We start from the raw sequence: 1,755 nt of genomic DNA, 5'->3' as shown, positions 1-1,755 counted from the left end.
TCGGCCCCGGAGCCGGCGGCCTCGCGCAGCGCGGCGACGGCGGGGGCGAGGGCGTCGACCATGGTGCGGTCGCCCACCTCGGCCTCGCCGTACTTCTGGATCACGGCCTGCCCGGCCTCGAGCGCCTCGGCGAGCGCGGCGAGGTCCGGGACCTCGCCGTCGCCGGCGGCCTTGGCGAGGTCGCGGTAGAACATGCCGAACAGGGGGCCGGAGGTGCCGCCCACGCCGAGCCAGGCGCGGGACATGGCGGTGACCCAGCCGCGGTAGTCGGCGGGCTCGCCGCCCTCGAGCTCGCGGCCGAGGTTCTTCATGGCGGTGCGGACGTTGTCGCCGAAGTCGCCGTCGCCGGCGCGGCGGTCGAGATCGCCGAGCGCGGGCGCGGCACCCTCGAGGGTCTCGCGAAGGGTCGTGACGACGAGGCGGCCGAAGTCGTCGGGCAGGGCGTGGTCGGTCATCGCGGTGCTCCTCACCAGGTCAGGGCAGGGGTCTGGACGGGCGCGTCCCAGAGACGGCGCAGCTCCTCGTCCAGCGGCATCAGCGTCAGCGAGACGCCGTGCATGTCGAGGCTGGTCACGTAGGAGCCGACGAGGCTGCGGCCGACGGCGAGACCGGCGTCATCGAGACGGTGGTGGAGGCGGCGGGCGACGAGGTTCAGCTCGAGCGGGTAGGTGCCCCCAAGGCCATTGACGATCGCGAGCACCTCGGTGCCACGCTCGAGCGAGAGCTCCTCGAGCAGCGGGTCGAGCAGCAGGTCGGTGAGGCCGTCGGCCGTGGTGAAGGGGACGCGCTGGGCGGCGCGCTCACCGTGGATGCCGACGCCGAGCTCGACCTCGTCGTCACCGAGCGTGAACTGCGGCTCCTCGTCGCCGGGGTGGGTGCCGGCGGTCAGCGCGAGGCTCATGGTGCGGGCGGAGACGGCGACGCGTCGGCCCACCTCGGCGACCGCGGCGAGGTCCTGGCCCTCCTCGGCGGCGGCGCCGCACACCTTCTCGACGATCACGGTGGCGGCGGTGCCGCGGCGACCCGGGCCTCCCCCGTCGGCCGTGTCGGTGGCGAGGTCGTCGTCCACCAGCACGATCTCGGTCTCGACCTGGTCGTCGCCGCTGATCTCCCCGGCGATGCGGAAGTTCAGCACGTCGCCGGTGTAGTTCTTGACGATCTGGACGACGCCGCGGCCGGAGTCCGCGGCCTTGGTCGCCTCGAGGACCTGCAACGCGGTGGGGCTCGCGAAGACGGCGCCGGCGACCGCGACGTCGAGCATGCCCTTCCCGACGAAGCCGGCGTGCAGCGGTTCGTGGCCTGAGCCGCCGCCGGAGACGAGGCCGACCTTGCCCCTCGCGGGCTCGGCGCGTCGGACGAAGCGGTGCTCGGCGTCGAGGGCGAGACGGCCCGGATGGCTGAGGACGAAGCCCTCCAGCGCCTCGGGCACGAGCTGGTCGGGGTCGTTGACGATGCTGCGTCGCATGAGGGTCCTTCCCGCGGGCGGATGCTCGATCCCGACTCTAGCCCTCGCCGTCCCGCGCCGCGCCGTACCCGGTACGCTCGGTCGGAGTGACACGTCGGCGGGGGCCGACGGGTGAGAGCAAGGGGGAACCATGGACGGGGTGCGCATGGGCTTCGGCACATTCGGCGCGATGTTCGCATTGGTCGCACTGCTGCTGGTCCTGGCGGGGCTGTGGATCGTGATCTCAGCCGTGCGTGACCTGCTGCGGGCGCGGCGTCTGGCCTCGAGCGGCGTCCGGACCGAGGGGCGGG

General features: G+C 73.7%; 2 protein-coding genes. Both read right to left on the bottom strand.

Annotated elements, in window-relative coordinates; genetic code table 11:
• A partial coding sequence (locus HMPREF3159_RS08705) for a DAK2 domain-containing protein (RefSeq protein WP_070500670.1) occupies window positions 1–455 on the bottom strand: 455 nt, incomplete at its 3' end.
• Window positions 456–466: 11 nt separating this feature from the next.
• Window positions 467–1,465, bottom strand: coding sequence for a dihydroxyacetone kinase subunit DhaK (locus tag HMPREF3159_RS08700; protein ID WP_070500669.1), 999 nt, complete (start codon window positions 1,463–1,465; stop codon window positions 467–469).
• Between the last annotated feature and the right edge of the window lie 290 nt (window positions 1,466–1,755).

It is taken from the genome of Brachybacterium sp. HMSC06H03 (assembly GCF_001807385.1).
Classification (GTDB): Bacteria; Actinomycetota; Actinomycetes; order Actinomycetales; family Dermabacteraceae; genus Brachybacterium; species Brachybacterium conglomeratum.
The sequence above is the reverse complement of the archived record's forward strand: the minus strand, read 5'-3'. Positions and strand labels throughout refer to the sequence as shown.

Coding starts and splice junctions, on each gene's coding strand:
- HMPREF3159_RS08700 (WP_070500669.1), bottom strand. CDS start 1,465: ATGCGACGCAGCATCGTCAACGACCCCGACCAGCTCGTGCCCGAGGCG.